This is a genomic window from Dyadobacter sp. 676, from assembly GCF_040448675.1.
Classification (GTDB): Bacteria; Bacteroidota; Bacteroidia; order Cytophagales; family Spirosomataceae; genus Dyadobacter.
In genome coordinates this window covers 5,203,388-5,229,157 of sequence record NZ_CP159289.1, presented here as the reverse complement: position 1 = coordinate 5,229,157, position 25,770 = coordinate 5,203,388, and the positions used below count along the sequence as shown (strand labels likewise).

22 protein-coding genes are annotated in these 25,770 nt (G+C 52.0%); 8 read left to right on the top strand and 14 right to left on the bottom strand.

Features of this window, described 5'->3' with window-relative positions:
• Window positions 1–18: 18 nt before the first annotated feature.
• The 4 genes from ABV298_RS23220 (at window position 19) to ABV298_RS23205 (ending at window position 7,270) form a co-directional block, all read left to right on the top strand.
• Window positions 19–1,329, top strand: coding sequence for a NarK family nitrate/nitrite MFS transporter (locus ABV298_RS23220; RefSeq protein WP_353718539.1), 1,311 nt, complete (start codon window positions 19–21; stop codon window positions 1,327–1,329).
• 234 nt (window positions 1,330–1,563) lie between these two features.
• Entirely contained in the window at window positions 1,564–5,157 is a 3,594-nt protein-coding gene (locus ABV298_RS23215; protein WP_353718538.1) for a molybdopterin-dependent oxidoreductase, read from the top strand.
• 140 nt (window positions 5,158–5,297) lie between these two features.
• Complete coding sequence (locus ABV298_RS23210) at window positions 5,298–6,782, top strand: rubredoxin (RefSeq protein WP_353718537.1); 1,485 nt, start codon at window positions 5,298–5,300, stop codon at window positions 6,780–6,782.
• Between the two features lie 2 nt (window positions 6,783–6,784).
• Window positions 6,785–7,270, top strand: coding sequence for a nitrate reductase associated protein (locus ABV298_RS23205; RefSeq protein WP_353718536.1), 486 nt, complete (start codon window positions 6,785–6,787; stop codon window positions 7,268–7,270).
• Window positions 7,271–7,280: 10 nt separating this feature from the next.
• On the opposite strand, the gene ABV298_RS23200 is transcribed toward ABV298_RS23205, so the two are convergent.
• The 5 genes from ABV298_RS23200 to ABV298_RS23180 all read right to left on the bottom strand — a co-directional run bounded on the left by ABV298_RS23200 (window position 7,281) and on the right by ABV298_RS23180 (window position 13,942).
• A complete protein-coding gene (locus ABV298_RS23200; protein WP_353718535.1) occupies window positions 7,281–7,466 on the bottom strand; it encodes a hypothetical protein in 186 nt (61 codons plus the stop codon).
• Window positions 7,441–8,733, bottom strand: coding sequence for a TlpA disulfide reductase family protein (locus ABV298_RS23195; RefSeq protein ID WP_353718534.1), 1,293 nt, complete (start codon window positions 8,731–8,733; stop codon window positions 7,441–7,443). The genes ABV298_RS23200 and ABV298_RS23195 overlap by 26 nt, the downstream gene beginning before the upstream one ends.
• A 94-nt stretch (window positions 8,734–8,827) precedes the next feature.
• Complete coding sequence (locus ABV298_RS23190) at window positions 8,828–10,765, bottom strand: metallophosphoesterase (protein ID WP_353723231.1); 1,938 nt, start codon at window positions 10,763–10,765, stop codon at window positions 8,828–8,830.
• A 147-nt stretch (window positions 10,766–10,912) separates the two neighbouring features.
• Window positions 10,913–13,135, bottom strand: a complete 2,223-nt coding sequence (locus ABV298_RS23185) for a M1 family aminopeptidase (protein WP_353718533.1) — start codon at window positions 13,133–13,135, stop codon at window positions 10,913–10,915.
• Window positions 13,136–13,234: 99 nt separating this feature from the next.
• Complete coding sequence (locus tag ABV298_RS23180) at window positions 13,235–13,942, bottom strand: hypothetical protein (RefSeq protein WP_353718532.1); 708 nt, start codon at window positions 13,940–13,942, stop codon at window positions 13,235–13,237.
• 336 nt (window positions 13,943–14,278) lie between these two features.
• Between ABV298_RS23180 and ABV298_RS23175 the strand changes: the two genes are divergently transcribed.
• Window positions 14,279–14,659: a hypothetical protein gene (locus ABV298_RS23175; protein WP_353718531.1), complete on the top strand. Its 381-nt coding sequence runs from the start codon at window positions 14,279–14,281 to the stop codon at window positions 14,657–14,659.
• An 18-nt stretch (window positions 14,660–14,677) separates the two neighbouring features.
• Here ABV298_RS23175 and ABV298_RS23170 read toward each other — a convergent pair whose 3' ends face one another.
• The gene (locus ABV298_RS23170; protein ID WP_353718530.1) at window positions 14,678–14,872 is read right to left on the bottom strand and encodes a hypothetical protein; all 195 of its coding nucleotides are present in this window, start codon (window positions 14,870–14,872) and stop codon (window positions 14,678–14,680) included.
• A gap of 104 nt (window positions 14,873–14,976) precedes the next feature.
• Window positions 14,977–15,552: a hypothetical protein gene (locus ABV298_RS23165; protein WP_353718529.1), complete on the bottom strand. Its 576-nt coding sequence runs from the start codon at window positions 15,550–15,552 to the stop codon at window positions 14,977–14,979.
• A gap of 205 nt (window positions 15,553–15,757) precedes the next feature.
• Here ABV298_RS23165 and ABV298_RS23160 point away from each other — a divergent pair, with 205 nt between their 5' ends.
• Window positions 15,758–16,534 carry a thioredoxin family protein gene (locus ABV298_RS23160; protein WP_353718528.1) on the top strand — a complete coding sequence of 259 codons (777 nt, stop codon included), beginning with the start codon at window positions 15,758–15,760 and terminating at the stop codon, window positions 16,532–16,534.
• A 208-nt stretch (window positions 16,535–16,742) separates the two neighbouring features.
• On the top strand, window positions 16,743–18,902 hold the full coding sequence (locus ABV298_RS23155) for a PQQ-binding-like beta-propeller repeat protein (RefSeq protein WP_353718527.1): 2,160 nt from the start codon (window positions 16,743–16,745) through the stop codon (window positions 18,900–18,902).
• 120 nt (window positions 18,903–19,022) lie between these two features.
• Here the strand turns inward: ABV298_RS23155 and ABV298_RS23150 are convergent, their stop codons facing one another.
• Window positions 19,023–19,388, bottom strand: a complete 366-nt coding sequence (locus tag ABV298_RS23150) for a DoxX family protein (protein ID WP_353718526.1) — start codon at window positions 19,386–19,388, stop codon at window positions 19,023–19,025.
• Window positions 19,389–19,488: 100 nt separating this feature from the next.
• On the opposite strand from ABV298_RS23150, the gene ABV298_RS23145 reads away from it, so the two are divergent.
• Entirely contained in the window at window positions 19,489–19,899 is a 411-nt protein-coding gene (locus tag ABV298_RS23145) for a helix-turn-helix domain-containing protein (protein ID WP_353718525.1), read from the top strand.
• On the opposite strand, the gene ABV298_RS23140 is transcribed toward ABV298_RS23145, so the two are convergent.
• The 6 genes from ABV298_RS23140 to ABV298_RS23115 form a co-directional block, all read right to left on the bottom strand.
• Complete coding sequence (locus tag ABV298_RS23140) at window positions 19,874–20,779, bottom strand: hypothetical protein (RefSeq protein ID WP_353718524.1); 906 nt, start codon at window positions 20,777–20,779, stop codon at window positions 19,874–19,876. The two genes, ABV298_RS23145 and ABV298_RS23140, sit on opposite strands and share 26 nt — an antisense overlap.
• 410 nt (window positions 20,780–21,189) lie before the next feature.
• Window positions 21,190–21,594, bottom strand: a complete 405-nt coding sequence (locus tag ABV298_RS23135; protein ID WP_353718523.1) for a hypothetical protein — start codon at window positions 21,592–21,594, stop codon at window positions 21,190–21,192.
• Window positions 21,595–21,610: 16 nt separating this feature from the next.
• Window positions 21,611–21,790: a hypothetical protein gene (locus ABV298_RS23130; protein ID WP_353718522.1), complete on the bottom strand. Its 180-nt coding sequence runs from the start codon at window positions 21,788–21,790 to the stop codon at window positions 21,611–21,613.
• Between the two features lie 34 nt (window positions 21,791–21,824).
• The gene (locus tag ABV298_RS23125; RefSeq protein WP_353718521.1) at window positions 21,825–22,424 is read right to left on the bottom strand and encodes a hypothetical protein; all 600 of its coding nucleotides are present in this window, start codon (window positions 22,422–22,424) and stop codon (window positions 21,825–21,827) included.
• Window positions 22,421–24,289 (bottom strand): T9SS type A sorting domain-containing protein, encoded by a 1,869-nt coding sequence (locus ABV298_RS23120; protein WP_353718520.1) that lies wholly within the window; start codon window positions 24,287–24,289, stop codon window positions 22,421–22,423. Before ABV298_RS23120 ends, ABV298_RS23125 begins: the two co-directional genes overlap by 4 nt.
• Before the next feature lie 221 nt (window positions 24,290–24,510).
• Complete coding sequence (locus tag ABV298_RS23115) at window positions 24,511–25,767, bottom strand: ankyrin repeat domain-containing protein (RefSeq protein ID WP_353718519.1); 1,257 nt, start codon at window positions 25,765–25,767, stop codon at window positions 24,511–24,513.
• Window positions 25,768–25,770 lie beyond the last annotated feature (3 nt).

The following is a 25,770-nucleotide window of genomic DNA, read 5'->3' as shown; positions in this document are numbered from 1 at the left end:
TTTCAAACTCTTATTACTATGGAAACGACCAATAAGCCGCTTGAAAAACTCAATATTTTCAGCTTCAAGGGCGTGCAAATGCGTACCTTCCACCTGACCTGGATGGCGTTCTTCCTTTGTTTTTTCGGATGGTTCGGACTGGCCCCGCTGATGACCGTCATCAAAACCGACCTGGGATTGACTAAGCCGCAGATCGGTAACATTATCATCGCTTCCGTAGCGGCGACGGTGATTGCCCGCATCGCGATCGGGAAACTTTGCGACTCGTGGGGACCGCGTAAAACGTACACCGCATTGCTGGGCCTCGGCTCGATCCCGGTCATGACGGTCGGTTTGGTAAATTCATACGAAGGCTTTTTGCTTTTCCGCCTCGCCATCGGCGTGATCGGCGCTTCTTTTGTGGTGACGCAATACCATACCTCGGTGATGTTCGACAAAAAGATCGTCGGAACGGCCAACGCGGTAGCCGGCGGCTGGGGTAACCTCGGCGGCGGTATTACGAACATGGTGATGCCATTAATTTTCGCCGCATTCGTAGGCGCAGGCTATCTGCCCGAATCGGCCTGGAGGATTGCGATGGTGACCCCGGGAGCCGCATTGCTGATCTTCGCATTTGTATACTACTTCTTTACCAAAGACACTCCGGCAGGGAACTTCGAAGACCTTGCCGTTGCAAACCCGAAAGCTGCCAAAACCAAACGCACATTGGGCATCGCCATGCGCGACCCGCGCACCTGGGCGCTGTTCCTCGCTTACGGGGCATGCTTCGGTATCGAGATCACTTTCGACAATGTGGCTGCATTGTATTTCTCCGAAAACTTCAATACTTCGCTCGCAACCGCGGGTATCCTCGCCGGAACGTTCGGTTTCATGAACATCTTCGCCCGCGCCGTAGGCGGTATCGTGGCCGACAAAGTGGGCAACAAATGGGGAATGCTGGGCAAAGGACGCCTGCTCGCATTGCTGCTGGTACTGGAAGGAATCGGCATCGCATTGTTCGCGCAAAGCGGCAGCATTGTAGGCGCGGTGATCACGATGCTTTGCTTCGCGATGTTCTTGAAAATGGCCAATGGCGCTACTTATGCGATTGTTCCTTTCATTAATCAGAAAGCGATCGGTTCCGTAAGCGGTATCGTAGGTGCGGGCGGTAACGTGGGCGCGGTACTCGCGGGTTTCCTGTTCAAATCGACTTCAATCAGTTACTCGCAGGCATTTATGTACATCGGGGTTGCCATTGCTTGTGTGGCTGCCATCGTTGCATTGATCAATTTCGAAAAAGCACAGACAATCGCAGCGGAAAGCGGCCAATTGGAGCCGGTAGAGGCATAATGGCATCGCAAAATAGATTTCAAATTCAATTGCAATCTCCATTGAAATTGAATTTGAAATCCAAGCTCAATCTCAGTTGACTAAAGTCAACTGCAATAGATGGCTGCTGCTAGCAAATAAAAAATCCCCTTGCCCCGGGTTTTAACCCGGGGATCCAAAGCAAAAGAAAAAAAGAAAGATCGATATTAATACCAGTTCTAGTCATTCAGTCATTCAATCATTCACTCATTAAACATGAAACCAGCCCCCAATTCCTACAAATCGACCTGCTGTTACTGCGGCGTAGGCTGCGGGGTCGTGGTGACGAAAGAAAGCAATGGCCAGCTGAGCCTGGAAGGGGATAAAGAGCATCCTTCGAACAAGGGAATGCTGTGTTCCAAGGGCATGAACCTGCATTACACGGTCATGGACCAGTCGGATCGCCTGCTTTACCCACAAGTGAGGCTGAACCGATCGATGCCTTTGCAGCGCGCGACCTGGGACGAGGCCCTTGAACGCACAGCGGCGGTTTTTAAAGCATTAATCAAAAAATTTGGACCCGATTCGGTAGCATTCTATGTCTCCGGTCAATGCCTCACGGAAGAGTACTACCTGGTAAACAAGCTGATCAAAGGTTTCATCGGGTCCAATAACATCGATACCAACTCCCGCTTGTGCATGAGCTCGGCGGTGGTCGGGTACAAGCTGTCGCTGGGCGAGGATAGCGTTCCGGTTTGCTACGACGACATCGAGGCGGCCGATGTCATGTACGTGACCGGCGCTAACCCGGCCTGGTGCCATCCCATTATCTGGCGGCGCGTCGAAGCGCACAAAGCGGCGAACCCGGATACCAGAATTATCTGCGTGGACCCGCGCGTGACCGACACCGCCCGCTCGGCCGACCTGCATTTGCAGATCCGCCCAGGCACCGACATTGTCCTCAACAACGCGATCGGCCGTTTGCTGGTCGAAAATGATTATCTCGATGAGCGGTTTATTACAGACCACACCGATGGTTTCGAATTATTCCGGCTACAAGTAATGCAGCGCACTTTGGCGGAAGCGGCCGACATTTGTGGTGTTCCTTCCGCCGACATTGCCTTAGCCGCCGAATGGGTCGGCCGTTCGAAAGGCTTTTTGTCATTTTGGACAATGGGTTTGAACCAATCGGTAATCGGGGTAAACAAAAACCTTTCGCTTATCAATCTGCATTTAATTACCGGCAAAATTGGCAAACCGGGTAATGGGCCATTCTCGCTCACCGGCCAGCCGAATGCCATGGGCGGCCGGGAAACAGGCGGCCTTGCCAATATTCTTCCAGGTCACCGGGAAGTCGTGAATACCGAACACCGCGAGGAAATGGAGCAGTTCTGGAACACGCCTGTCCGCATTGCCGACAAACCCGGCCTCACCGCCACCGAAATGTTCGAGGCACTCGCCGACGACAAACTGAAAGCGATCTGGATCATCAATACCAACCCGCTGGTGAGCATGCCGGATATGAATGCCGTGGAGAGCGCATTGAAAAAATCACGTTTCGTGGTCGTTCAGGACGTTTCCAACCGCGCCGATACTGTGCATTTCGCCGATGTGGTACTACCGGCAGCCGCATGGCTCGAAAAGGACGGCACCATGACCAATGCCGAACGTCGCATTACCTACCTTCCCAAAGTGCTCGACGCACCGGGAGAAGCCCTGCCCGACTCAGAAATCCTCTGGCGTTTTGCGAAGAAAATGGGCTTTGAAAAAGCATTTAATTACAAAACCACTTCCGAGGTTTACGATGAATATGTGAAGGTTACGAAGGGAACAACGATCGACGTTACCGGTGTAAGCCACCATTTGCTGAAAGAAAAACGCAGCGTACAATGGCCGTTTCCGGCAATCGGCCATCGGCAGTCGGCAGTCGGCAGTCAGAGGGAGCCGGCACATATCAGCGCCGCGGCCGGTGGTGTGCCATCCGGCGGGCATGGCACGAAACGCCTCTTCACCGACCATCAATTCTATACACCCGACAAAAGAGCAAAAATCCACGCCGTCCCCGACGACAACAATTCCGAACCCACCGACCATCAATTCCCGTTGGTTTTAACCAACGGAAGGATTCGTGACCAGTGGCACACGATGACCAAAACGGGCCGCGTTGCGAAATTGAACAAACACATCCCCCAACCTTTCTTGCAAATACACCCTGAAGACGCGTATGAACGCGGCATTTTGGAAGGCAGCCTCGTCACGGTAAGCAGCCGTCGCGGGGAGGTGCGCGTAAAGGCGCAGATTACCACGGATGTGCGCAAAGGCTTGTGCTTCTTACCTATGCATTGGGGCAAAATATTGGGTAGCACCCTGGTACGGGCCAACAACCTCACCAGCACGCTGGTTGATCCGAAATCCAAAGAACCCGATTTCAAGTTCTCCGCGGTTCAAGTCGCATTATATCAAAAACCGTTTGAAAAAATCATCATCATCGGCGCCGGATCGGCCGGGCTGGGCTTTATCAATTCCTACCGCCAGCTGAATGCCGACGATGAGATCCATGTTTTTTCCAAAGAAATATATCCGTTCTATAACCGGGTAATGCTACCCGACTATATCAGCGGCTCGCAAACCTGGGAACAGCTCGTGAAGCTGCGTGAAGACCAGTTCGCCGAAAACCGCATTACTGTCCACAAAGGCGTAAGCATCGTGCATATCGACCGGAAACACAAAACCGTCACCGACAGCAACGGCACCGAGCACTATTACGACAAGCTTATTCTCGGCACGGGCAGCAAGGCATTTATGCCCAAGGGCGTGCCCAATCTGCCCGGCATATTCAACATGCGCTCGCGCCTCGATGCAGACTCACTCCTACCGTTTTTGAAACAACCCGACCCGCACGCGGTGATTGTCGGCGGCGGCATTTTGGGGCTGGAATTGGCGGCGGCATTCCGAGAAATGGATGTGAAAGTGACCGTCATCCAGCGCAGCGGCCGGTTTATGGAACGCCAGCTCGACCCGCTGGCCAGCGAGCTGCTTTACCAGGAGCTGCTCGACCGGGGTATCGAATGTTATTTCAATGACGAGGTGGCTACCTTCTCGGGTTCGGATACCGTGGAAGGAATCAGGCTCAAATCGGGACGGAAGATCGACTGCCAGGTGGTTGTACTGGCAATAGGCACCGTCCCGACCATCGATCTCGCCAAAGAAGCAGGCTTGGAATGCAAACGTGGCGTGGTCGTGAACGACTATATGCAAACCTCCGACCCTGATATTTACTCGGCGGGAGAAATTGCCGAATGGAATGGCCAAATGTGGGGCATTACCCTCGCCGCCGAGCAACAGGCGGAAGTAATCGCCAACTACCTCGCCGGCGACATTTCGCAACCTTACAAAGGCAGCACATCGATGAATATCCTGAAAATGGAGGGCTTACACCTTTGCAGCATCGGCATGACCGACGCCCCGGCCAACGATCCCGCTTACGAGCAGATCGTATTTATCGATAAATCGAAGCGTTACTATAAGAAATGCATCGTGCACCGCGACAAGCTTGTGGGTGCGATTCTGATCGGCGACAAAAACGAATTTCTCGAATTCCGCGACCTGATCGCGGGCGGCGTGGAGCTTTCCGAAAAGCGTTTGCAACTCCTGCGCGCAAGCCAGAAGGTAGAACCGATGACGGGCAAACTGGTATGCTCTTGTAACAATGTAGGACAAGGAAACCTCGAAAAAGCCATTGCCGGTGGCTGCGGCGATTTCCAAAAGCTCTGCCAGACAACAGGCGCCGGAACCGGCTGCGGCTCTTGCCGGCCGGAGGTGAGGTCGATACTTGAAAAAGCGTTGGAAGCAAATTTGGTGGCGACCTGACTACACTTGACCATTCCTGACTACACTTGACCATTCTTGACTACACCTGACCACAATTGACTACACTTGACCACACTTGACAACACCTGACTACACCTGACAATACCTGACTCCACCCGACCACAAAACCGTAATACACGATGCGCGATTACTACCACATCAAAATCAACCTGCCCGGGGGAATTGCTTCGCCGGGGCACCTGAAAGACATTCTTTTGGCGGCGTGGAATGCGAATGTCCGGAAAGTCCGTTTTGGGTCGCGGCAGCAGTTGCTGATGACCGTGCATTACGAGGATATGCGGTTTCTGGAAAGTGATTTCAAAAACCTGAGTATTTTTTACGAGGTCAATACCGACCGCCGGCCTAATATCGTGAGTTCTTATTGCGGCGAAGAAGTTTTCCGGACAGGGCAATGGCTCAATGCGAGCGAGTACCATTCGGTGCTCGATAGTTTCGATTTCGAACCCAGCTGGAAGCCGGGCCTGAAAGTCAACATTTCGGATTCCAATCAGAGCTTTACACCCTTTTTTACGGGTAATCTCAATTTCATTTCCTCGCCCGAGCCCCATTTCTGGTATTTGTATGTGCGTTTGAAGCAAACCAACACGGTTTTCAAATGGGATGACCTGATCTACACCAACGAAATAGGACGGCTGTCGAAAGTGGTGGAAGAATGCATGTTGGAAGAGGGCCTGAATGACGAAAATGCCTTGAAAACGGCAGTGAGCGAACGCATTCGCTATGTTTTCCAACCCTCACAGCAGGAGTTGGAGTTGCCTTCCTTTTCCCTGCCCTATTACGAAGGTTTCAACCGCTACGAATCGCGCACTTGGCTCGGGCTTTACCGGCGCGACGAGGAATTTTCGATTGAATTCCTGCTCGATGTGTGCGCATTGTGCCTTAAAACCAGGGTGGGAGAAATTTGCTCAACACCATGGAAGTCATTAGTTATCAAGGGAATAGAAGACCAATACCGCGAGGCGTGGAGCAATGTTCTCGGAAAGCACAATATCAATGTCCGCCATGCCGCTAACGAGCTTGCCTGGCAGACCGAAGACCATAACGGCGACGGCGCCCGGCTAAAGAACGAGCTGATCCGCTATTTTTCCAAAAACGACACCCGCACTTTCGGGCTTTGCTTCGGCATCCAGACCCGCCCTAAATCCGAGGTATTCGGCTCGATACTCATTCGTAAACGGCCATTGCTGCGGATTGGACAGCTTCCATTGTTCAGCGTTTACGACCTTTATTATACCGAAAACTTCAACCCAAACAGCCGCGCGCTGGTGCTGTTTGAAAGGGGCTTGTTTAAAATACATTTGCCTGCCCAGCTGGAACGTCTTTGCAGGCGGTTTAACAATCAGCGATCGAGGGATACTCTGAAAACTATGCTGTCCGAGCCCGACGAAGCCAAAGCGGCCGTCAAACCGGCAAAGATGGTGCACCAATGCCCCGATTGCCTGACCATTTATGATCCCGAGTTTGGCGACATCCTCGGCGATATCCCACCCGGGACCGCCTTCGAAGACCTTCCGGCCGGCTACTGCTGCCCTACCTGCGACAACGGCAAAGCCGTTTTCCTGGCCGTCGAATTAACCCGATCATCCAACCTCGAACCAGCCTGACCATGACAGCGACACCCGCCATCGAAACCCGTTTCTTCGCATTCGAAAGCGACTTTGTCGGCAGCCTGCGCTGCATTCCGATGATCGTGCGCTACAAGCTCGACACCTGCCGCGTGAAACTGCAACTTGCGGACTGGGCCAGACTCAATTACGACGAAAAAGACCTGCTGGCGGAAATGCCGTGCCACACGGGGCCGGAAATCGAAATCTATACCGATTACGTGAACGAACTGGTTTGGAAATACACGAACACAGTACCTGGTCTGCTAAAAAACCTCGACCCTTCGTGGCTCTACGCGGACGTTCCCGCGGAGGTGCACGAGCGAACGCAGGAATGGAACTGCCCGGCCATTTCCGCCAGCCAATGGATGCGGCTCGATATCCTTGAACGGTTTGCATTGGTCAAACTCAGTCGCTCGGGGCATGAAGGGCGGAATTTTCCGCGTGCATTGGCGGAGTTGGGGTTGGCGCCCGCTCGCCCGGCTTAGGTACCCACGCTTATTTTTGCGCGACACGACTTACGGTCAATAGCTTGCGCAGTTCTGCCTGAACTTCTCCGGACGACGGCCCCGCCGCGTGTGCTGCTACCATCCGGCCCTGCGCGTCGATCAGCAGATAGCGCGGAATACCCCATACGTGGTATAAATTCCAGATGGATTCAGGCGCATCCGGGCCATTGAGCATATGCAGCCCCCCCTGGGACTTTGCCCGCCGCAACCATTTTCTTCCAGGCCAGCGTATCCCGGTCGACAGACACATACAGAAATGCGACCTGATCATTGCCTTGAAACTCTGCCTGTACTTTTTTGGAATCCGGAAACTCGTCGATACAATAACCGCACCACGTTGCCCAGATATCGACGTAAACAATTTTCCCGCGCAGATCGGCCAACGACACCGTCTTTCCATCCGGCGTTATGCCTGAAAATACGGGCGCCGGTTTCCCCGGGCCCAACTTTCCCCATCGTGCAATATCTTCGCGTATTACGCTTTTGAATTCCCCGGACGCTATCTCTTTTTCAAGTTTTTCAGCGAGTTTGATCATACTTGGCGTAAGGCCGTTCATCCTGATTTGGCAATCAGCACTTTTCACCCGAAGAAAGTCTTCAATTTGTTTGGGATATTTATTTGACTTTATCTCTTCTTCTACAAGCAATGGGAAAATTACATCCAGGGAATCGCTGTCCATCGCTTTGTTTTTATCGTAGATCGCATTATTGATATGGTGCTGGTAAAAAAATGACGCGATCAAAGCATAGTCGTACATCCCGGTTTTCAACGCAATGGTGTCGATCGGCATTTTATTTACAACCTGCCTGACCGGGTCGGGAATTTCCGACGAATCTCTTCCCAATGCGTAATTGTATTGATATAACAGCATACTCATTTCGATATGTCTGGCAAGCAAATCGAGCAAGTCTCCCGATACCTTTTCTTCTGATTTCAGCTTGTTAAACAATTGATCGTAACCTCGCTGCAACGAGTCTTTTGCTTTTAAAAACTCATCCATTTCAAGCTGGATCGCATATTTCCCATTCCATTTTTCCAGGTTATGCCTGAATTGGCCCGCTTCATTAATGAATTGGTTAACCGCCGCTCCGTCGCCTTCGTAGCTTACAGATAACGTCCCTTTCGGTTTCGGCGGCTCGATGGCCACGTCGTTTCCCGGCTCGATAAAAAAGCCTGTTGCCAAATGTTCTGCGCGGGCGTAGGCAAAAACAGGGGCATTCAATTCAAATTGCGCTACGCCTTTTCCGGTGCTGTCCAATACCACTTTCCCCAATTCGATATCATCCAGATTTACCATATTGGCCCGGAAAATTCGCACCGTATCCCCGGCGGCCGGGCGGTGGTTAATCGAGATGGTCACCCGATTCCCCTTCCGATCGCAACCGGCCAGTTGAAAGGCAATACCAGTAAGTAATAAAAGGAAATGGAAAGAATAGCGCATCTGATTGTTAATTTTGGCTTGAATACAGTTCATTCAAACCTTGATACGCTAGTTAGCGATATTTTGTGGAGTATATCTATCCGGCAGTTGAAATTTATTGAACAACAATTTTTTCGTAAATACTATCACCTCCAATAATCAGGGTTATAATGTATGTACCGGATGCCAGCGCTCCGAATGAGACTTTATTCGGATTATTTTCAGAAACTATTTTACTTCTTTTAAGCAAATGCCCGCTGATATCCGTCAGGATTAACTCGCAATTTCCTAATCCCGCCGCTATTTCGACAATGACGTTCCCTCCACCCGAAGGATTAGGCTGAACACGGATCAGGCCGTCATCCGGAACGTCCATTTGTACGGCAATGATACGGGAGACCTGCCTCCGGCCGTCGTGGTCTACCTCGACCAGTCGGTAATAGACCTTCCCCCACCGTCCCGTAACACCCCCGTCCTGGTAATGATAATGCCTCGTCTCCCGCGATTCGCCCGCGGCCGCGATCTTACCGATCGATTCGAAACGACGCCCGTCGGCCGACCGTTCGATCACGAAGTGACTCGCATTGTTTTCCTCGCTCGTCCCCCATTGCAATGTAACGCCGCCGTTTTCCCAAAAGCCCGAAAAACTGGTCAGCCGTACCGGTAACGGATCGGTAACAACAACCGTGATCGTGTCGGAGAGGCACGCATATTCGTCATGCACAATGTATTCGGTGTTTTGAGACGGATTTACTACAATTTCGCAATTCGTATCGCCCGTGCTCCACGCATACGTGCCCACGTAGGAAGCCCTAAGCGTAATACCCTGGCCTTCCGGCATTTGAAGGGATTGCTTCGCATTGACGTCTTTCATGATCGTAAACTGGTCTCGGACAACGCCGTCGGATGCGATCCATTGACCGTCCAGCCGGTTACCTTCCACTTGCAAAAGCAAGGCTCCGCCGTGTTGCGCATCCGCCATGGGCAGGGCGTCATGCGGGTAGCCCGGCGTTGTCGCGCCGAGCTGGCCAGCCGAGCCTGCCACCACGTAAACCGTGCCCGCATTTTCCGGCGATTTTTTAATATAAGGACACGACCCGGCCGAGCCATCATACCTGCCGTTCGACTGGCTTATATTATGAACCGAAGCATCGAAGGAATTTTCGGAGCCATAATGCCCTTTCATCAGTTTCGACCGTTCGTAATCGTGGCTGTGCCCGCACAGAATGAGATCCACGCCATTCCGTTCGAGGATCCGGATAAAATTCTCCCTGATCTTCATCAGCTCGGCCTCGGTGTCCGAATCGTGCGAACCTTTGGTAAAAGGCGGGTGATGCCAGTAGGCTACGACCCAATCCTTGTTTACATTGGCCGCCAGATCCGCTTTGACCCATTGTACCTGCTTGCCGAGCGTGTCGTATAATCTCATGGAGCCATCCTCTTTCCCATAGGAGTCGAGTGATAGAAAATGGATATTTCCATAATCAAAAGAATAGAACGACTTCGTCCCCGATGCCGTGCCCCCCGCCTCGCCGCCCGTCGGGACCGTGAAAATACCATAGTACGGAACCGCGTGGTCAACCTGGCGCGACGCATTGTTGGCATAATCGTGGTTTCCAGGACATGGATAGAGCGGCGACTGTTTTAAAAACCGCTCTTTGTAAATATTGAAGAAACCACTTTGATATTCCGTGTCGTTCCCGTTGGCGTAAGCATTGTCTCCGAGCAAAAGCCAGGCATTCATATAATCCTGACCGAGGTAATCCGCCAGCCGGTCCCGCACGGCCAGCTGGTTCGCGGAATTGTTCCCGCAATCGCCTAACGCCCCGATGCGATACTTACCGGCCTTGGCAGGTGGCGGCGGGGTTTGAAAAAAATTACCGGCGTCGCCTTGCAGCACAATCTGCGAAGAGCCTATCGAGTAATAATATTTCGTTTCCGGTTGAAGGCCGGTGAGTTTTACCTCATGCTCCGTCACAAGCGACGTGCTGTCGACGGTCTCCGACAGTGAACCGGGAGAAAGCCCGAAACTGACGCGGCTATCCGTTGCGATATCGGTACGCCATCGGATGACAATGCTGGCAGGTGTGGCTGATTGCAGATAAGGCCCCCCTCAAAAGTCCGGGGACGGCATGCGATAAAAGCAGCAGGGACAAAATGTATGTTTTCATAGGCGATAGTGTGTGAACCGGTTAATTCATTATTCTTTCAGTATCCTGAACCCCTCCCGCCCCGCTCCGGATGGCAGGGAATACAGACCGGGCCGCAAATGTTGTACATTAAAATTTCGCCTGTCGCCGGCGGGCGAAGACGATTCCAGCAAAACGCGGTTTCCCCGAACGTCAAAAAGCAAAAGTTCGCCAGCCACCGGCTTCCCGAGAGAATTGCTGAGCGTAAAAACATCGCGTACGGGGTTCGGATAAACCTTCCAGCTCTCATTCCCCGCCCCGCACTTCGCGGCGATGATCCGTGTTCCCTGCATCTTGCCGTCCATGTCGGTTTCCCTTATCCGGAAATAACCCTGGCTTAATGCCCCTTCGGTGTCAAAGAAATAGTCGTTCGTTACCCGCGAATTGCCCACGGCCTGCACCCTGCCGACAGTCTTCCATTGCCTGGCGTCCGTACTTTGTTCTATTTCGAAGTAATCCGCATTCACCTCCTCGGTCGTCTGCCAGCATAACCGCGGACTGTTGCCACGGCATTCAATGCTGAACCTGCTGAAAACAACCGGCAATGGTCCGGAGGTCTTGGTAAGCGTATTATTTCGGGTGATCAACCAAACATCCGGATCCAAAAGCACTTCTGTTGCTTCGAAACCAAGATTGTCGGCAAAAAGCTGCCCGTCGGAGGTATGATCGAACACGACGAGTTTCTGCTGGTTGGTATTCGTGTTGCGGAAAAGCAACGGCACAGGCAGCCGAAAAAAGCCCACCGACGCATGCGACTGGGTCTGATTCAGTCTCACCTGCACCGAATTACCCACTGGGTACCATTCCACCTGATACGACGGGTATCCCTGCCCGGTAAACCACTGGTCAAAAAAATAGGTGAGGTCCTTACCGCTTGCCGCTTCCAGATGACTTTTAAGATCGGCCGTCGTCGCGTAACCATACGCCAGCGCAGGGTCGGAGAGGTAATTATTAACTGCCGTAAAGAATGTGGCATCACCCAGGATCCAGCGCAGCATATAGAGCAAATGTGAGCCTTTCAGGTAGCTGAGACGGTTGCTGAAAATGCGGTTAACGTCGCTTACATTGTCTACCCACACGGAGCCGCCCGGCTGGGATGTGATCGTGTTGATCTCGTTGGTCCTGGTGGTCTTGGTGTTGGCCGGGTACTTGGTTTCCATGTAAATGCTGGCGAGATGCGTCGCAAAACCCTCGTTCAGCCAGATATCCTGCCAGGCTCCGCAGGTAACCTTGTCGCCAAACCACTGATGGGCAAGTTCGTGGGCTACCAGCGTTTCGTTCATATTAACCATAAACGAACAGGTTTGATGCTCCATTCCGCCTCCCCAGCCAAACTGTACATGGCCATATTTTTCGTTTTTGAAGGGATAGTCTCCGAACAGGCTGCTGAACTGCACCATCGCATTCAGCGCGTTTTGCGCGCCGTTCTGAAAGGTAAGCTGGCTTTCGGGATAATAATAGGTTTTAAACGGCACGTTTGTCCCCCCGATCATCACGTTATTGTCCAACACGTTATAATTGGTAACGGCCATAGCGACCAGATAGCTTGCGATCGGGTAACGGTGCTGCCAGTGTGTGCGGGTTTTGGAACCGGCGACAGCAGTTTCGCTTTTCAGCAGTCCGTTTGAAGCGGCTTTGTAAATGGCCGGGTGCGTAATGTAAATGTCGATCGAATCGGCCTTGTCGTCGAGGCCATTTTTGCAGGGCCACCAGTCGCGGCTCCCGTATGGCTCGCTTAAAGTCCACAGTACAGGCGTTACCGGCGATCCGTGCGTAGAAACAATAAAAGCCGAATTCGCCGCCGACGGCGTTCCTTCATAGCTGATCGTCACCGAATCCCTGGCGCCCTGTGAAAGCGGGTTTTGCAAAGTAATGGTGAGCGCGTCGCCTGCATGGACAAATGCGACATCGTTGCCCCGCTGCCGCACCGATGAAACGGTAAGTGCGCTCGTCAGATCGAGCGTGATGTCCGCGCCGTCCGCATTCATCACAAAATGGGTCGTTACCATGCCTTTAATGTAACTGACCGCCGGATCCACCTCCCATTCGCAGCGGTCATAGGTAACGTCAAAATTATCGGAAGCCATTACGCGGAGCGACGCGCCATCGATCCGCGCCTTTGCGCTTCTGCCTTCAAGCGCGGCGATGTCCGGCGTAGCGGGATCCGGTTGGCATACCTGCCCGTATGCCCTTCCGGCCAGCCAGAAAAAGAACAGGAGAAAAGATGTCCTCATAGCGTTCCGTTAGCGTCAAGTAAATCACTATCGATACGCTAACTTACCAAATAGCAGGCAATTATGCCCGATTTGCTCCTGAAATGTCCGAATGGCTGGTTATTGTTGAAAAGCGGTCAGTTCCCCGCAAAAAACGAGCAGCTTTTGCAGGTCCGCCGCATCGCCGAAATCGACGTGGTACTCACGTAGGTAGCGCGATAGCCGCCGTTTGTGGCGCGCGTACACGTTCATGAAGGCGCGGCGCGAGGCGGGCCGCACTGTTCCGTTCTGGTCGACCAGAAAAAAGGAGGTTTTTAACGACTGTAAATGCCCCGCCGAATTATTCTCCCACAGAAAATGCCCGCCCTGGTTGCTAACCATCAGGCCGGAGGGAACAGAGCCCGCAGATGCAGAGAACCTCTGCCCCGAATGGCTGAGCTTATTGCCGACGATCTCCGAACGGGTCCTTGCAGCGAGCCGAACGCGTCCGGACGTTGCTACAACCTCCATATCCAGATGCGCGTCCGTGAGCAGAAACCCGCGCCCTGCTATTTCCACGTGGTCGATGAGGTATTTGCCGGTAAATAACATCGTATCCGCCCGCTGGTTAAGAAACTGCATCCTGCCCTCGGTAAAGTGGTAATTCATCAACGCATCGCGCCGGGTCCCGTTGCGGAAACAGACCGTCCCCTTCACGAATCCCGGAAAGAGATAAGCCGAACGTTCAGGGCCCGTCATGCAGCTGCCGGTAAGCGGAGCAACGTTTACCCGGGCATTCGGCGCCATAAGAGGCAAAAAAAGGTACGAGGCAAGCAGTAGCAATTTCATAACTGTTCTGTTTGACCTATGTTTATAACACTTTGTGGTTAAAGATGTTAAAAACGGATTCGCATACTCTGAAAGTGATGAACTTTCATTACAACCGACGGCACAACTATAATATCGCTTAAATTTTCGCGTATTATGAAGAATTTTTCTACAACAATTAATCACAAAAATCACTCTAATTCTATCAGATAGTCATATTACTACTACATTTTTAAATTTAAACGTATATATTGCTGTTCAAAAGGTCCAGTTAAACCATTCAACGTTAACTAATTATTAAGGGAAAGGAACAGGCACGGTTTTGGTGCCTCGATGCCTGCATCAAATACGGATATGATGGAAATCGGAACAATCAAAGCGGTGCACATATATATGCACCGGCAGTTGTATGTAACTGCGGCACTTGAACTGAACCTGAAAGGCGTTAAATATATCTTTGGCGGCCACGAGGTCTTTCTTTCCGGAATGCATGGGGGTGAATCGGCGGATGCTCCGTACCTGGGCAGGTTTCTGTTCCGATGTATGCATGTATGCAAGGCCGATAACTGGGACCAGTTGAAAAGCTCCAAGGTCCTTGTAGAAATAAGAAACGGTAAAGTCGTCGCCATCGCCGATACCGCGGGGAACAATTGGTTTAACCCCAAAGAAGAATTCGAAGCAATGAATCTCGAAAAAGAGCAGATCGAATCGACCGCCAGGGACGCGACAAAATCCTGAAATATCCCTTGGGGGGGCTTATTCCAACCGGATCGCAAAAACCCCGTCCTCGTCTCGCTCGGGTACCGCTACTTCCAGCTGTTCTTTCCGATTAGCCCTCAGGTAATTTTCTACCGCAAGTATGGCGTCGTTCTCCGACGCCGCGCCGGTCACTTTCAGGACCACTCCCGGTTCCAGTTTTCCGGCCTCGTCCAGGTTTTCTATGTTCGGCATCGTGCTGTTTGTTTTAAGTTGAGAAGCGCTATTTGAAAATGGTTATCAGGAAGTGCCGGACATCGGCGACATTCAGCACTTCCTTCTTTCTGATTTCTGACAAACTACTTTTTGGGAATGCTGGTTCCCGTGCCACCCGGAACAGAACTTGGCGTGGTGGCACTGCCCGGAACCGTCGACGACGGGATAGTCGTGCTTTGCGGAACCTGGGACGGTGTCGTGTTGGCGCCGGGGATAGTGGTTCTTGGCACATTCGTATTATTCGGACTTTGCTGCAAGTTGCCCGGCGTGGTCGTCCGCGGAACGGCGGTCGGGTCTGTCGGGGTCGACGGGCGGGTTGTCGGCGACGAAGTGCTGTTAGGCGTGGTCACGCTGCCCGGAACTGTGCTCGAAGGAACGGTCGAAGGCTGTGTGGTGGTACCCGGCACGGTCGTAGGCGACGGCTGCGTGACAGTGCTGCCCGGCCTTACGGCACCCGGCAAGTCCGATGGCTGCAAAGTGCTGCCCGGGACAGTTTTAGGTTGTGTCGTATTGCCCGGGTAAGTCGACGGCTGCGTGGTGCTCGGGACGGTGGATGGCGGCGTACTCGATGGCGTCGCCGCCGGCGTTGTGGTCTGGGCCCAGGCAGCAGTGCCCCCGAATATGGCTAATGCGATGACACTCAATTTCAAAGCTTTCATGATATTTATGTTTGATTGATGAAATTTCAATTACGTGACGTGATTTGTAAAGAATCGTACCAGCGGGAGACTTGCGGCATTAAAATTTCGATCCGGGGACCATATATTCAAGTTTGTCCTAAACACCCCCTTAAATAGACGTTTTTACACATCCTGTTTCAGCTATTAATTAATGAGCTTTGTATGGAACTAAATCCGGATACCAATGGAAAAACAACTGGACACCATAACCGACCGCTGGGAGGAAAGCCTTGCAACACATCCTGTCGTTTCCCGGGAAGAATGGGTGAAAGCGCGGAAGGACCTCCTTAAAAAAGAAAAAGAACTCACCCGGCTCAACGATGAACTCAGCCGCCAGCGACGGGAACTTCCGTGGATGAAGGTCGATAAGTCTTACATTTTCGAAGGTGCCGAAGGGGAACTCCGGCTGTCGGACCTGTTCTACGGCAAAAGTCAGCTGATCGTTTATCATTTCATGTTTGCGCCCGAATGGGAAGAGGGCTGTCCCGGATGCTCATTTCTGGCCGACCATATCGATGGCGCGAACCTTCACCTGAAACATCACGACGTTTCGGTAGTGGTGGTTTCGCGGGCGCCGCTCGAAAAACTGCTCGCATTCAAAAAGCGGATGGACTGGAAATTCACTTGGGTGTCGTCCTACGGCAGCGACTTCAACTACGATTATCATGTTTCCTTCACGGAAGAACAATTGAAAAACGGCACTGTCTACTACAATTTTCAGTATACCCGAAACGACGAAGGGACCGAGTCGCCGGGAACCAGCGTATTTTACAAGGACCGGGCAGGAAACATTTTCCACACCTATTCCAGCTATGGGCGTGGCGGCGACATTCTCATCGGTGCACATAATTATCTGGACCTCACACCGAAAGGGCGAAATGAGAACACCATCATGGACTGGATGCGCCATCACGACAAGTATGAAGATTTCAAAGGCGATTCGGGGTGTTGCTGCCATTAGCGGTAGCCTCCCCCGCTTATTCAGATATGCGATGGTCAGGCTTGTAGAAGCGCTTCTGAAATAATCAGGGGCGCTATCCTTTTTACTCCTCTTCTTCACTGCGCCAAACAGACGATAGTAAAACAAACGGGAAACCGACTTTAACGCATGAGAATCAACGATATCTCGCGTTCCCTAACCCTTTAGAAGAAGCGCTGCTTCTACTTTTATGTCTGGAATCCGACAATTTCAAAAATATGGGAAGAATATTGTCATTTTTCCCGCCATCGCCGTATTTGCCGGCCTGGTAGCCTATCAGAACCGCGAAGGCAACGACCGGTCGTGGGGCATTTACAAGGCCGATGCGGAAAGTACCAGCTATTCTCCCCTGGATCAGATCGATATTTCGAATGTCGGACAATTGCGGCCCGCTTGGACGCATACGTACAGCGATATGAAAGAGGGCAGTCGCCCGGGCAGCAGCGAATGCAACCCGATTATCGTCGACGGTGTGATGTACACGACTTCCGCTAAACACCGGGCGTACGCCATAGACGCGGAAACCGGTGAACAAATATGGTCTTTCGATCCCTTCGACGGAGCTGAGGGAGGCGGTGTGAGCCGTGGCGTTACCTATTGGGAAGAAGGTGAGGATAAACGTATCCTCTTTACCGGTGGCGACAATCTTTTCGCGTTGGATGCGCGCACGGGCAAGCCAGTCGCAAGCTTCGGACAAAACGGTCGGGTGAGCATGAACGTGGGCCTGCGCGACGACCCCGCCACGATCTCGGTAATTCCAACCTCCCCGGGTATCGTGTACAAGAATTTGCTGATCATGGGCGCGGAAGTGTCGGAATTATACGGTGCCCAGCCGGGCTACATTCGCGCTTATAACTGCAAAACCGGCAAACTGGAATGGACATTTCACACAATTCCGCTGCCCGGCGAGCCCGGTTACGAGACCTGGCCGCCCGATGCCTATAAATACGCCGGGGGTGTCAACGACTGGGCCGGCATGAGCCTGGATCTCCGCCGTGGCATCGTATTTCTGGCGCTGGGATCACCCTCCTACGACTTTTACGGTGCCGACCGGAAAGGGAACAATCTCTACGGCAACAGTGTCGTAGCGCTGGACGCAGCCACTGGCAAGCATATATGGCATTATCAGATCGTCCACCACGATCTCTGGGACTACGACCTGCCCGCACCACCGAATCTGGTGACGGTCAGGCGCGACGGCAGGGAAATCGACGCCGTAGCGCAGGTTACGAAGCATGGGTTCGTATTTGTTTTCAACCGGGAAACGGGGGAACCACTGTTTCCTATCGAGGAACGAAAGGTACCGGCTTCGAATATTCCCGGCGAGCATGCTTCCCCTACCCAGCCATTTCCACTCAAACCCAAGCCTTTCGCAAGGCAATGGATGACCGAGGCCGACCTTACCCGTTATAGCGAGGCCGGTCACGATTCAATCGTCAAAAAGTTTCGATCGATGCGATATGAAGGCCTTTTTACCCCACCCGACCTGAAAGGTACGCTAATGCTTCCCGGTACCCGCGGCGGGGCTGAATGGGGCGGGGCGGCTTACGACCCGGCTTCTACCGTACTTTTTGTAAAATCGAACGATTCTCCCGAAATCCAGTCGATGAAAAAAGTCGACCTGGAACAGGAAGCCAGAGACCAGACCGTGTTCGACCAGGGAAAAACATTGTATATGACTTACTGCGTCGCATGTCACGGCAAGGACAAAAATGGCGACGAACCAAATTATCCCTCGCTGATAGGCCTCCGCAACCGCATGACGCGCGAAGCGGCCCTGGACAAAATCAAAAAGGGCGGCGGTAAAATGCCCGCATTCGCATCGGCAGTCAAGGGAAAGGAAAAGAGCATTATCGCATTCCTTTTCGACCGTCCGCAAAACTCCGCCAAAATCACCAGGCAGGAGACCGGTCAGACGCAAAAAGGAGCAGACAAGTATCTCAACCTTACCGCATACGGCCATTTCCGCGATCCGCAGGGAAACCCGGCGCTACGCCCGCCCTGGGGAACCCTGAATGCCATCAACCTGAGTACCGGGGAATACGAATGGCAGGTGACTGTCGGTAATGATGAAAAACGTCAGCAAGGTGGCCCTGAAACCGGGCAGGAGGGCTCTGCGGGACCGATCGTTACGGCCGGCGGGCTGGTTTTCATCAGCGGCACCCAGGATCGGAAACTCCGCGCTTTCGACAAAAAAACGGGCCGGCTCGTCTGGCAGGCAACACTCCCGGGCGTAGCAAACGCAACCGCCTGTACTTACATGAGTGGCGGCAAGCAATACGTGGCCCTGTCGGTTGGCGGTACAAAGGAGAATCCTTCGGGATCCGTTATGGCGTTCAGTCTGCCTTAAAAACTATAATGCCCCCGCTGCGATGCCCAGGACCAGCATCCATAGCATTGCAGCCCGAGGCATTACAGAAATGGCCTTTCGAACAGAAATCAGTCCATCGCTTGCCCAAAAACGTGGGAATCATTGAGCGGCAGTCGCTTTACCCGGCAAAAAAATCAATGGGTCGCGCAGGAAAGCGGCGATCCAGACGAGGGCCATGGGAAGGACCGCATTGAATGGGGTACTATGAGAAAGCTCGGTCGCCAATGCCCCGGCGAAATAACAGGTAAGCAGGATAAACCCGATTTTCATCGTCTTAGGGTAAATGAAAAGGGCCGTAAAACTAATCTCCATCAAGGCCAGAGGAACAAGATAATCCCCTACGCCGACTTTCGTGAGCGTCGCCACGATTTCGGGATTTTGACTCAACTTCATAATTCCGCTAAACACTACCAGTAACGAGGCGATGGCAGTTACGGCAATCGCAGCGATTTTCTTTGCTTTCATATACATTTTGAATTTTTGCCAAAACTAGCTATCTTTACTATACAAAATATAGTAATATACAAAAGGTTAGTAATAACCTTTTAGTTAGCAAATATTCAAAATGGCATTCACTCATCATCAAGGTCCCAAACCCAGCGCTGCACAATGCAATAACAAGCTCAATGCGGCTGGCGATGCGTTATACGTTATCGGTGGAAAATGGAGGTTACGCATCATTATTGCGCTTGCCGAAGGGCACAAGCGATTCAACGATATCCAGCGGGCTCTTCGGGGCATTTCGGCCAGGGTGCTTTCCAACGAGTTGAAGGAACTGGAAATCAACGGGTTTGTAGTGAGGAAAGTTTACACAGACTTTCCCGTATCGATCGAATACGAGCTCACGCCTTACAGCGATACGCTTGCACCTGTTATCGAGTCGCTGATAGAATGGGGCGAAATGCACCGCCGGCAGATCAGGCGGATGGACAAACCGGAAGAAATGCAGGCTACTGCTCTGGCAGCGATACTGTAATATGCCACATATCGCCCGAGTTGCTGACTTTCTCGGTCCCCCAAACGCCCGGCCCGCCGTCGGGCCGCAGGTAAACGCCGAACACGAGCGTGCTGATTTGCGAACCTTTTACCAGGACACTTCCGCATGCGGCTCCATTGTCGCAGTTACCCGTAATCGGTGTTTTCGAATGCAGGATTTTCGTTTTCGACATATCGATCTGCATTTCCTCATTGCCCGAGAGCTTCGTCAATGTCAATGAGGGGGACTGTAATTCGAGCTCGGTGGCAAAACCGAGGCGTTTGTTTCCAAAGTTCGTCGTCGCACCGAGGCCGATGAATGAAAGCACGGGGTCGGTTACCGGACGGTTAAACTGTAACCGTAACTTTCCATAATAATACCGGCTCGTATCGCTCTTGGACGCATTTGCGGCCAGCAGGGGTTTCGCCGAAAGAAATACCTGCAAACCTGCATTCATGAACAGGTTAACACCCTTTCCAACAGGCCCTTGCGGGTGTGCGGTAAATATTTTGCGGGCCGTGTCGGCGTAGTAATAATTAGTATTGACCACCGGCACCGCCCTGACCTGCGTACTGCTCGCTCCCGAGGCAGCACCGAACGTCATTCCGGTCACATGCTGCGGTACGTTGACATACGGCTGATCGTCAAAGCTGAATGTTACCGACAATTCCGTTTTGAGCTTCTGGAAATAAAGTCCCTCGTCGGTACTTCCGTTTTTGTTGTAAAAGAAAGCCATCGTCTGGGGAATGGATGTAGGGCCTTTGGGTACCGGTGGCTGGTAGCTGTTGTTGACCCCGTCCTGCACCAGTTCATAAGTACTGAGGACATTGGCGCCCTGCGCATGGGCAGCACCTGCCGACAAGATGAAAACGGCGCACATTACTGCCCGAATGAGTATTGATAATGAAGATATTAGCATGTGTAAAATGTTAAGAGTCGTTGTGGAAACCAATAGCAATATAAAGTTTATGGTTAAGGCTGTCCAATGATCGGCGCACTTATTTATCGTTTTAGCAGTATAATTCAAATTTATCTCCGCATCTTACTATTACAGGAATCGACTGCTGTAAACCTCAAAGTAAGTATTTGACTATTAATCAAATGTAACGCTATGGTTATTTTTTCCGAGAGAAACTTTTGCGGCAGGTACTTTAGGGCATGAACTGGTACGGCGATGCCGCACAGTCGTTGTTCACCGGCATCACGGATATTTTTGTGCGGTATTACCCAAAATGAACCCGGGCAACCCGATCGAAAATCGGGTTGCCCGGGTTCGCTTATATTGGTGTATTATCGTGGTTCCGTAATGACGTCCTGGACGTACATATTTTTCAGAAAGAATTTGCCATTGGTATAGGTGATTGTGTCCACCGGTCCCGACGCATTCAGAGCGTTATTGACCCTAACAAATTTTGATGCGAACTCTCCATGAATTTCACTCTTTTTCCGATCGTAATACAAGATTTTGAGGTAATTCCAGGGACCTTCGAGAAGCCTGTAAGTAGCCATTCGTTCGTCATTTTCCGGATATGACATCAAGGCAAAAACAGCACGGACCGTATCATGCGGGCATCCATTACCAGCAATGTATTGGATCAAACTATCAGTGAGCGCATAGCTTCCAGGCTTACCGGGAGTATAATCCAGATACATGACTTGATATTTCTCTTCTTCCAGTTTTCTGACCAGGCTCATTGCGACCATATGATCGTCACAAAGATCCGTTCTTACAATCGCCCCCCCTGTCAACCGTGATCCCGGCTTCAAAAGGCACACCGTTGATCTCGGCGCTGATCACTTCCTGTACTATTCCCGGCTTAAAAGGCGGCTGCTTGTCGCAGGATAGCAGGACATAAAGCATTAGCACGAGTATATAGCCGAATCGTTTCATAGCTTTGATACAGGTTGGTATGCTGCGCTTGTTTTTATCGCGGTTCCGTGATGACATCCTGGAAAAACATGTTTGCAAGGAAGAATTTGCCGTTGGTGTAAGTAATTGTATCTACCGCTTCCCTTGCGTGCTGCCGTTTATTGATCCGCACAAATCTTGCCGCGAATTGTCCCTGCATCTCTTTCTTTTCGGGATCATAATACGATACTGTGAGAAAGTTCCACGGGCCTTCGAGAAGCCGGTAGGTGTCCATCGACACATCGTCTCCCGGAAAAGCATCAAAACTTAAACTCGTGGTAACCGAGTCAAGTGTGCACACCACCCGGTTACGGTGGCTATTCGCACTGTCGGTGAGCACGTAATTCCCGGGTTTGGTATGGAAAAAATTCAGGTGGATGATGGCATATTCATCATCTTCGATTTTTCTGACCAAACTCATGGCTACGACATGCTTATCGCACATATCCGTCGTCACCCACGCGCCGTGGGGAACTGTTATTCCTGATTTGAACGGTTTGCCATTCACCTCGCCGGTAATCGATTCGTTCGCCATGAATGGATCCATCGGCGGATGTTTTTCGCAGGAGAGCAGGAAAACGAGTATTAATATGAGTGTATAACTATATTGTTTCACGGCTTTGATGCAGGTTGATATACGACCTTTTTCCGGATTACCTGGCTACCGCAGCGTGCCGTAACGATATAAATACCGGCCGGCAGCCGTTTTCCAGCCAGATCGAGCCTGATAACATTCCTACCTTCGACACCCTGAAAAACCTGCCTATTTACATGCAAGCGCCCGTTCAAGCCGGCCAGGCTTACTTCAATTTGATTAGCCTTCTCCGCATTGAAAGTGAGCTGTACTGCGCCGGACGCCGGGTTAGGCTGCAATATTGTTTCGTCACTTTCGATTTGAAGCGAGTCATTCTCCTTCTGTCCCTTTCGGTATCCACCATTGGGATCGTCGTTCACCCAGATTTGTATCCAGTTCTCGACCACCTGCCCGTCGGAAGACGTAATTTTCAATTTCAGGTAGAAGAGGTGATTGCCATTATGGTACAGCCCAACATTATAAAACTCACCGGTGCCGTTACCCGAATAGTTAATGCCATCCGCGGATTCCTTCCACTGATATGTATAAGGCGGACTCCCACATTTTGCGATAGCCTCGTACGTGTAAGTCTGATACTCATATCCACTCGTCGGCCCTGAAATCCAGCCGTTCAGAACATTAGGCTCAGACTTGAAGGCTTTAACAATTGCGGCCTTATCGTTCATTACTTTCGCATTATTGTGCGTTGCGTCCCCCATTACCGAACCTGCAAAGGATTTGTTAGGATTGGAGTAGTAGAAGATTTTGCTTCCCGGTGCATTCCCCCTAGCAACAAGAGTATTAAAAATTGCGAAAACATAGCCCCTCGAATACGGCAAACCGAAATTGTCATCATCATGGTTACAACCAAACAAATGGCTGAGCTCATGCGCGCCAATTACGGGAACGTTTGTACCGTTCAATGAAACAACCGCAAAAGCACGTGCATTTACGGGATGGAGATATGTTTTAGGATCTGGAACTCCGCCGAACGCCTTAAAGTATCCCTGCCAGGTGAACCAAAGAACTAAATCCGCTTTATACTGATTACGCAGAGCCTGGGCATCCGCATTGTTGGAAAGATTCAATGCTTCATCTAATATTATCCCGGTGGTGGGTTGGTAGGTGGTCTGCGCGACGCCCGCTAGCTCTGCAAGCGCGGTCCCGGTCACCCCGCTATTGATTACAGTCTGATTGAAAATGTCAATAGTATTAGAGGCGTGGTTAGCTGCCGAAACCGGGCTCACGGTATTCGGATAAATAAATAATACCCGAATACCACTTGTGCATGGCTCGATTTTCGCGTTGTCGCCGGGCTTTCTTCCCCGTTCGTCGGATTCGGATAGCGGATCCACTTGCATTGCCGATCCAATGCCGGAGGCGCAAAAATTCGAGCTCCCGGCGTCGTTTTCATGCCCTAGTAGCAACTGCCCGTCCTCACCCAGGTCGCAGATTTCATAAGATCGCTCGAAGCCCTGGATGATTCCGCCTTTCATGCCGTTACGGGAAGTGAGTAACACAGATAGCAGACTCTCCCCCGCTGTCCCGTAGACCTTGTAATTCCGGTCGTCGGAATACTCAATAGTCTTAATGTGGACATCGTATTGCTCCGAACGGCCGGGAATTGTAATCTGCAAGCGGTTGTTCGATAGCACTTCCGCGATCGGTCGCATGCGCACGATGATCGTTTCGCCCCGGTACTGCCCGTTGTTGGTCAAACCGTCGAACAGTTCCTTTCCATTGAGTGAGAGGCTGGCATAATCCGGTGTGTCCGGTAAAAGTAGGTCTTTGGACGTTCCCTGAGCGTGGGCGCATGTGAACGAAGTGCTTGCGACAGCTATGCAACATAGCCAGACAGTAAGAATACGAAAAAACAAGAGGCAGTCATTAACCCGGAGAAAATCCATAAGCGTACCTGTTTTGGTTCCCAAAAAAAACTTATCGAAATGGCCCCGTGACTTGCCACGGGAGGAACGGAGTAGGTAGGTGCCCGACTAGGGGCGGCCGACTAAGCGCCGGCCATGGTTCTTCGAATTAAATGGATATTTTTTTCAAATCAATTTAGAAATGGGCATCGATGATCAAGCAACCTGGATGAGTTACCAAGCGACGGAATTTCACTTTTTCATCACACTTTCTCCTGCAAAATTCTGATAACACGCTCCTCCAACGGCGGGTGAAGGTCACTGAGCAGCCACCATGTGTGAATCTTCGCACCTGCACCAACGAGTTTCCGGACTACTCCCAAATGCCCTGGCTGCAAGCCTTCGTGCGCGGTCGCCCAGAGCGTCTGATCGAGCACGGTGCCCCCGAATTCGTTACGTGCTTCCAATGGTGCTTTGTGCGCGAGCAGGACATCGACCACCTCTTCGTGGCCGAAATAGCAAGCCCAGTGCAATGCCGTCCAGTCCCGATGGTCCCTCGAGGCGGGGTCGACTCCCTTTTCGAGTAAAAAACGGACCGTCCCGACGCGGTTGAGCATCGCTGCCCATACGAAAGCAAGGGCGAGATTGGCTTCCCGAGTCGATGCCACTTTCAACCACGGCACCGCGATCAAAGGCGCATCACCTCTCAGTCTCCCCGCATCATCGAGATATGTGGCCACCTGGCCGGTTTGTCCCATGGCGGCGGCAGTGACCACATTATCGATTCTTGCACCCCTTTTTATCAACATTTCCGCGCTTTCGGGGTAATGGAAGTAGATGGCTGTCACGAGTGGCGCACCGTCGTCGCGAACTCCGTTGACCGCCGCTCCGTAGTCGAGGAGTTTCCCGGCCAGGGCCGTTTGCAGTCCTGCCTTTGCAGGATGTACGCTGGATACCAGTAAATCTAGCGTGGTGCCCCAATTGGTATCATAGGTTTCCGCCAGGGCATCCGGTTCCGCACCTGCCGATAAAAGTATTTCCGCGATCTCCAACGCATTCGCGGGTGTAAGCTGGCGGAAATTCTCAACGCCGTTTGCCGCCAGGTAATGCAGTAATGTAGCCCTGTGCCCGCGCGATGAGCGCTCGCGCACCAACGCGGAATCCGCCTCCAGCAGTGCTTGTAATGTGGCCGCATCGCCCTGCACAATGGCGTCCACGGCCCCTTCGAACTTCGCCACCCGTGACCCGGGCGTGCGCAGGTCGGCAATGTGCGCGGTTAAAGCGGGCCAGTCTGTGAACCCGTGCTCCCGAGCCACCACCAGCCGGGCGTCGTCGAGGCCAAAATTGGTGTCAGGCCGGTTCAATTGCGTAAGTCTTTCGGGCTCAGGATGGTATTTGCGAATATGTTTGGCCGAGTCGTTATGCACAGACCGACAGGCATCCGCCAGGGCGGCAGCCTGTTTTTCGTAGTATTCAGGCGTCGGGTCGGTGATAAGAGGGGTAATATCGGTCGTGTTCATGAG